At 36.6% G+C, this 7463-nt stretch carries 7 protein-coding genes; all 7 read right to left on the bottom strand.

Features of this window, described 5'->3' with window-relative positions; genetic code table 11:
- Positions 1-768: 768 nt before the first annotated feature.
- Positions 769-2739, bottom strand: a complete 1971-nt coding sequence (locus ACTNB3_RS15370) for a DUF262 domain-containing protein (protein WP_441026714.1) — start codon at positions 2737-2739, stop codon at positions 769-771.
- A gap of 32 nt (positions 2740-2771) precedes the next feature.
- Positions 2772-3071 (bottom strand): type II toxin-antitoxin system RelE/ParE family toxin, encoded by a 300-nt coding sequence (locus ACTNB3_RS15365; RefSeq protein ID WP_441026712.1) that lies wholly within the window; start codon positions 3069-3071, stop codon positions 2772-2774.
- A 3-nt stretch (positions 3072-3074) separates the two neighbouring features.
- A complete protein-coding gene (locus tag ACTNB3_RS15360) occupies positions 3075-3323 on the bottom strand; it encodes a type II toxin-antitoxin system prevent-host-death family antitoxin (RefSeq protein WP_441026710.1) in 249 nt (82 codons plus the stop codon).
- Positions 3324-3490: 167 nt separating this feature from the next.
- Positions 3491-4813 carry a hypothetical protein gene (locus tag ACTNB3_RS15355; protein WP_441026709.1) on the bottom strand — a complete coding sequence of 441 codons (1323 nt, stop codon included), beginning with the start codon at positions 4811-4813 and terminating at the stop codon, positions 3491-3493.
- A gap of 119 nt (positions 4814-4932) precedes the next feature.
- On the bottom strand, positions 4933-5421 hold the full coding sequence (locus ACTNB3_RS15350; RefSeq protein ID WP_441026707.1) for a sigma-70 family RNA polymerase sigma factor: 489 nt from the start codon (positions 5419-5421) through the stop codon (positions 4933-4935).
- 153 nt (positions 5422-5574) lie between these two features.
- On the bottom strand, positions 5575-5952 hold the full coding sequence (locus ACTNB3_RS15345; protein ID WP_441026705.1) for a TnpV protein: 378 nt from the start codon (positions 5950-5952) through the stop codon (positions 5575-5577).
- A 14-nt stretch (positions 5953-5966) separates the two neighbouring features.
- Positions 5967-7280, bottom strand: a complete 1314-nt coding sequence (locus ACTNB3_RS15340; protein ID WP_441026716.1) for a plasmid recombination protein — start codon at positions 7278-7280, stop codon at positions 5967-5969.
- Positions 7281-7463: the final 183 nt, after the last annotated feature.

The raw sequence follows: 7463 nt of genomic DNA, 5'->3' as shown, positions 1-7463 counted from the left end.
GATAAACATACGATAACTTATCAACAATCAACTAAATACGAGCGGCCGTTCTGCTCCGCATAGCGGCCGTTGAAAAACGCATTTGCGACCGCCAGAGGGCGCAAACTGCATTGAATTAAAAAAGTCTGAACTTTTGGGAAAGTTTTATCGTGCATATGTAAATGAAACTATAGACTGGGATACCTTTTGTGAATTCTCAGATATCACCTCCCGTCTATTTATGTCGGATTTAAGGCTTTTATACGATATTTACCATTTGCAAGTATCTGATACCTCCCAATGTCCTGTCTACAAAGCAGACAGACTAATTGCTTTGGGATTATTGGATTCAGCTACCAAATCTATGACCATCAGCAGTTCAACCGGTAGCCAAACCCAACGCTACATCCAAACAAACTCTCTTGGTAAGCTATATTGCCAAATCAGTTTATCTTAAAAGAAAAAAACCTTACTGACTACTCTTTCCAATTTTGGAAACAGTTCATCAGTAAGGTTTTTATGTTATAGAAATGCAATTTTATTCAACGGATATTGCAAGAACGTTGCCAATCCGTTGCCAAAAAATAACGGAATTTGCTTGGAACCCGCATAAATACTGGGTCTATTTTTGCAAAATCCTATTCAAGCTCGCAAATAAATCCTTATCACTATACATTTCCGTATAGGAATTATGGTTCTATTTGGTTTTATATGTGTTCCACTGTCCTAAGTCCATAGACTGTACTGAACGGTGTTATCAATTTGTTATCATGTAAATATTATCACTTATTATGAATTTACCACTGCAACGTCCCATTCATCTTGAGATAATTCCATAATATTAACTAACTGCTTGCAAAAATTATAAATATGAACAGCACTTAAACCAGCCTCATAAAAGTATCCGTTTGCCAATTCTTTCGGACGTCTAAACAAATCTGCCCTTCTTCCTAGAAGTGATGGATAATCATTTTCTATTAACTCTAATTTATCTGGTGCAAGATCAGATACCACCTGTAGAGTGTAAAACAATACATCTGTCCAAGAATTGACATTAAATTCTTGTCCAAGAACAATCAACGAATACGGTTTTGTTCCTGTCACGTTTTCTATATCACGTCCACTTATTGTTTCTCCAAAATAAGGATATATTTTTAAAATTTTACTTGCCAATACGCCTGCTCTCTTTTTAATTTCATAGGCTGTCCATTTTTCTATATTTTGAAAATATCTATTCATATCCAAATGAGAATCTTTATATATCTCACACTTTCTTTTAAAACTACCATTTGAAAGTTCAGAATTATAAGCAGTTAATGTTAAATTTCCCAAAGTGTTCAAGTATAGCTCATATGTTTGTTCACAATCATCACCCAAATGAATTTTCCACTCATCTGTAAGTGTTTGAGGCATTACATGTTCTATTGTTAATTCATCTAAATCGCTCATTTCTTTGTGTTCGTATGATTGCTCTATTCTATCCAATATTATTTTCGTTTTCTTTATCCTATCTCCATTTCCATACAATTTTGCTGTTTTAAGATTTTCACGAAAATCATAATCTTTGGGATAATTTTTTGCTTGTAAAACAGTTTTCAATTTATCCAAATAACTACCTTTTTCTATCTTTTTCATCTGAATATATACTTGAGGAAATACTTTATTCAACTGATTTGAAGGAACACCGCATACAAATCTTCGAATAATGTAGTTTTCAATCACACATAGCATCCCCTCAAATTCGTCCGCAGATATATTTCCTTCTGAATATAAATTATACAAATTTAGTAATAACGGATAGGATGTTGATATATCTAATCTTTTTAATATAAGCAATTCTTTACGAATTTTTTCATTTTTCTCTTTCTCCGGATTTAAAAAGATACTGTAGAACTTAGAATACTTTTCAAGTTCTTTTAAACATTCCTCAACCCCAACCGTATCTATTCTCTCCTTTAAGACATTATATACATCTCCTGTATTAATATAGTCTCCATTCATGGTTAAATAATGTCTGACAAATTCAGGTATTGTATCCCCAAGTCGATCTTGCATTGGTTTCCATATATCATTATATATATCTTCTTGATGATCAACATGAATATTCATGAAAACATAATTTCGTATCAAATCAGCTACCGATAGTGGCTTCCCTTTGTGATTTAAACTTTCAAATACCAAATATGGATTATCCGTTGCATCCAAAACAATACTAACTATAGATAATTTCGTTGTAATTATTGTTTTTATTCTATCCAAATCAATATTTAAAGACAATTTACGTTTAAAAAACATATACGCTTCCCACATACCATGTTCAATCTTTTCTTGTGGTGAATTAATTATTCTTTTAAACGCACTTCTATCAATTTGCGTAGGTAATAACTTATAATAATCATTGCCATGCTTATATGGATTTACCAGATAAATATTCTTAATTTCTTCATATTTTTCTTGTTCTCCACGTTCACAATATAAATCTCCAATTGCCATTAATATTAAATAAACAGTTGTAATTCTTTGCTGCCCATCAATAAGCAGAAACTTTGCTACTCCTTCTGGTACAGACTTTGCAGGGATTGTCACAATAGATCCCATAAAATGTTGCCTTGGATTTTCAGAATCATACAATTCTTTCAAATCCTCCCACAATGTTAACCATTCTTTCTTATTCCAACTATAAGAACGTTGAAACAGTGGAACAACATACTGTTTCACTCCTTCAAAAATTGGTTGAAATATTGTTGATGAGACATCCATAGTTTTTCTCCTTTGTTCGGTAATAATATGGTTTATTCAAAAACTTTTGTAATATCCCGATACCGATTTACCACCCGGTAAATCTCTACATACTCTTCCCCCACTTTATAAATGATTACATAATTTTCCCAAACCGCATACTTGTAATCTGTTCGGAAACTGACTCTTTTGGAGAGATCTGCACCTATCCCCGGAAACATCTGAATATTTTCAAATTTACAGTAAATTTCTTTGATCATCTTTGCAGCATATTCTGCATTATCCTCAGCAATGTAATCACGAATTTCTTTTAAATCCGTTGCAACCAATGGGTTAATTCGTAATTTCAGCATAATTTACTCCCCTACAAGTGCTTTTAATTCGTCCAAGCTAAGCCAACCTTCTCCGTCTTTGACTGTCTCCTCTGCCTCCTGCAACTTCATTAATAGCTTTTTCTCTGCACGATCACGCTCATAATCTTCTATATCAAGCACAACAAACCGTCCCCTGCCATTCTTAGTAAGATATACAGGTTCACCTTTGCGACAGTTTTTCAGGACTTCATTATAATTTCTCAAATCAGATACTGGTAAAATATTAGCCATATTCTTTCAGCTCCTTCCTTGATTTTATATTGTTTCTACTATTTATATTATACACAAAAAGCTGTAAAATTCAACGTGGATTTTTACAGCTTTATTCAAACTATGCTTTTTCTACCTAAAAGAAGCTGCCCACTACGGACAGCCTCTTCTCTATAATAAGATTTTCATTACTGATATATGTCCACCAATCCTGATTTTAACATAGAATCTGAAAACTGAAATGCTCCACCTTCACCGTTAAGATTAAGATACATATGATTCAGCTCATTCTCATTCACGATCCATGCCATATTCACCTGTTTACTCTCGCCTGGCATTAAGGAAGAAATATAATTTCCTCCGTTTCCATAATCCTCAGATACGCTGTAATATGTCATTTCCGCTGTATGTGCAACGCCATCCCAGATGACACGATCGCAGTCTTCACCAGAGAGTTCTGCCTGATTACAAATTTGATATATTCCATCTTCATGGTTCATTAACATTAAAGTACCAAGATAAAGCAAATGATTTATTTCTTTATCTGTCTTATTGGTATAAGTGACTGTCACATAAACCAGCTTTTGTTTCATGCTTTCTGTTTTTACAATCTCATCCACAGTATTAACACCATCACCAGACTTAATATAAGACAGCGTATTGTTTACTATTTTTCCATCTGCTCCGACTGCAGTCATCCATTCTTCCGGCACATTATTCTGACCAAGCATCTGCAGATCGTCTTCCACGTGAACCGAATCAACACAAACTGAAATATTATTATCTTCAATATAGTTGCCATCGCTGTCTTCACCATATGCTAACATATTAAATGTTTCACCAATCTGATGCATTGGCAATTTATTATCTGCAATGGAAGTCATCACTTCTTGTCCCGATGATTCCTCAGGGGATACCATTTCGCTCCACGTATACAAACCAGCTGTTTCAATCATTGTATCATTTTCAGTGATTACAAGGTTTTCAACCACTTTAATGGCATCCTCTTTTGAAATATCATCACCGATATAAACAGTAATTACACGATATACATCTGGGCAAAGGAGATAAATCCTTTGATTAAAAGACCCATCCTCTGCCAGGTCATTATATTTGAGGTATACACCTTCATAATTGCCAAAAGTTCTTTCCTCACAGTCAACAACATTCTTATCTTGCATTACTTTGCTCAAATCATCCTCGTCTAAAAGCACAGATGCAAAGCTGAATCCTCCGGTTCGATCATGCTCAGGATATTCCAGATGTAATTCATCAATCCATTCCATACCTTCTGGAATATATCCTGCTGAGATATCTATATCATGAATTTTTTCAGGAAGATTAATTTTCCCTGTGCTGCCATCCGCCTTAATTCCAGTTACGATACTGTAGGCTCCTTGTTTTTCTAAAAACATATGATATAATTTGGTACCTGCATAGGCTATGGTCGATGTAGCCAATACACATACGGCTATTGCTGCAGCCACTCTGGCACCTGTCCATTTTTTCACTCTTCTTGTCTGAATATTAACCACCTTCGTGTCCTGAAGCTGTTTTTTCACTTCGCTTTGAATCATCGTGTGGATGAACTCCGGAGTTTCAGGAATATCTTTTTTCATATCTTCTAACCTCATACTGTCAACGCCTCACTTTCCTGTAAATTACGCTTAAGTTTTCCCCGTGCTCTGGCAAGCCTTTTTTGAACTGCTCCCTCGGTTATCTCAAGAATCTGCGCAATCTCTTTTATGTTGAAATCCTCAATATAGTACAGAATAACTGGCATTCGTAATTCTTCTTTCAAAGAATTTACGGCTCTGTACAAGTCGCTGTAGTCAGTTTTCTGATCTGCCTCAATTTCTGTCATTTCACTCATCCCTTCCAAAGAAACAAGTTTACTCGACTTTCTCAAAAGAGTATAACACTCATTGATCAATATACGAATCAACCATGTCTTGGCATATTTGTCATTTCTCAAAGTTCCAATCTTTGAAAATGCCTTAACAATCGTTTCCTGAATAGCATCCGCACAATCTTGATCGTTAATTAAAATTGTTTTGGCAGTAGAATACAATTGTCTCTCTGAATTGAGAATCAACGTCCCTAATTCCTCTTTGGTCACTTTAACACCACCTTCTTTAGCCGGCCGGCAATTTTCATTTACATAGATTAGACGTACAGTTTTTCAAAATATCCCCAAATAAACTTTATTTTTTTTAATAATAGAGGAAATAAATCTTTCCCCTCTGGTAATATTATACACCTGTCTTACTTCTTACCCATATACAATCTCTGTAAGCACCATTTCCTCTGCTGCAGTCCTTATTCCATTCATCTTTCTTACCCACAGCATCGGCTGTTCTGCTTTAAACAGTTCTGTAACTCCCTGTTTTTCTGCCATCTGTGCCACCAGAATATCCATCCGCTCATGCGCTTCCCGATCTACCTTGTTCAGATGTTTATTAAGCTTCCCTTGCCGAATCAACATCTGATAGTACGCTTTTCTGTGCTCCTTGAGATAAGTTTTCCGGAGCATTCCATACTTCCCATAATGTGCTTCTTCATCTTCAGGTAACTCCAGATCCGGCAGATAATAATCCCCATACAAAGTGTAACCCAGACCATTCTTTTCATCGTAAATATGTTTTTCCATAGCGTCAATCCTCCTTATCTTGCGCCTCGGTCATGCGATCGCTTATTTTCTTTTCTTCTGTTTTTCTCAGCCATCTCTCTGCTTTTTTCGTTTAGAATGAGATATTCGGAACGTTCTTCTCCAACTGCACGTTTTAATCGTCGATAATCCTTATTTTCTTCCCACAGAACGGAATTTTCATTCAACAATTCCTGTTTCTGCTCTGCTAATATATGATTAGAATTTTTCAACCTGTCATACTTATAAACGACCTGATCTAACTGCTCTTTTACTTGAATATATTTCAGGTACAAACCATATAGCAGCTCTTTCAGTTCACTGATTATCGGAAATGCTTTTTTATCCCGGTAACTCTTGGCACTTTCCAGCATCCCAGCCTCTGGGAGTACCTCATCAACTGGTTTCGAGAATTCACCGGCATATTTCTGGATATCTTTTGCAATAGTTTTTACTTTTTTCAGACTTTTCTCATATTTATCGGCAGTTGCTTTCGCCTGTTCCGCTGCTTTTTCAACCTGAGCACGCTCTGCTTTCTTTTTCTGCAGTTCATCCCCAGTCTGCTTCAATTCCTCATGGAGATTACCTGCCAATTCATGGCAAGCAGCCGTTTCCTTCTGCAGCTGTGCTTTCTGCTTTTCCAGAACTGCCACTTCCTGTTCACGCTGTTTCTTTTTGAAATTTAAGACATCCAGATGCTCCCGGTGTGTACCTTTTTGCTCCCAGATCATCCCATATCTTTCTGCGATCTTCGCCAGCTCTTGTTTTTCCGATTCCATCCACTGATTATATTCTGTATTTTCCCTGCCCTTTCCGATAAATCCTCTGGATGCCAATGCTTGTTTCATGGATACTCTTGTATCCGGCCCACGTTTACTTCCAGTTACATACGGCACAAAATCAATATGAAGATGTGGTGTCGCCTCATCCATATGCAGATATATACCGAATACCCGGAACTGTGGGTTTCTCTTTTGAAAGTCTTTTGCAAAATCAAGCAATGCCAGTCTGGCAATCTGCCCTTCCCGACTTAAACATCCGGTATCATCCTTATTTCCAATCTGGAAGATTGCTTCGTGGAAAACTTTCTCCTGTTTCCCAGTTCGGATGTGCTCATAATAATCTTCAATTTTCCGGTCTTTCCGTTTCTGTTTTGCGTTATACCGTTCGATTGCTTCATCAAATAATTCATGATAGATGTCCTTCACATTTTCTGACTGCAATACCACATTTCGGATTGTACGGGCAGCATCTACGTTTTCTGCAATAAACTTTCTCTCATTGTGGGCAATAGAACCTTTTCCAATCATACCGCTAATCGTTCTTTTCATTTCCACTATTCTCACCTCCCTCGCTTATAAAAATGCCGGATACGGCAAAAAGAAATCTTCGCCGGATACGGCGGTTTTGTTACTTTTGTCAAAAGTAACGCAAAAGCACTTTCGACAGCCGTACCGTCCATCAAAAGTACCCTTGCGCCCTACGGGGGTGCAAGACGTCCGGGGGACGTCTGT

Source organism: Bariatricus sp. HCP28S3_D3, assembly GCF_052065755.1.
GTDB lineage: Bacteria > Bacillota > Clostridia > Lachnospirales > Lachnospiraceae > Allocoprococcus.
This window is presented reverse-complemented; position numbering and strand designations above follow the sequence as displayed.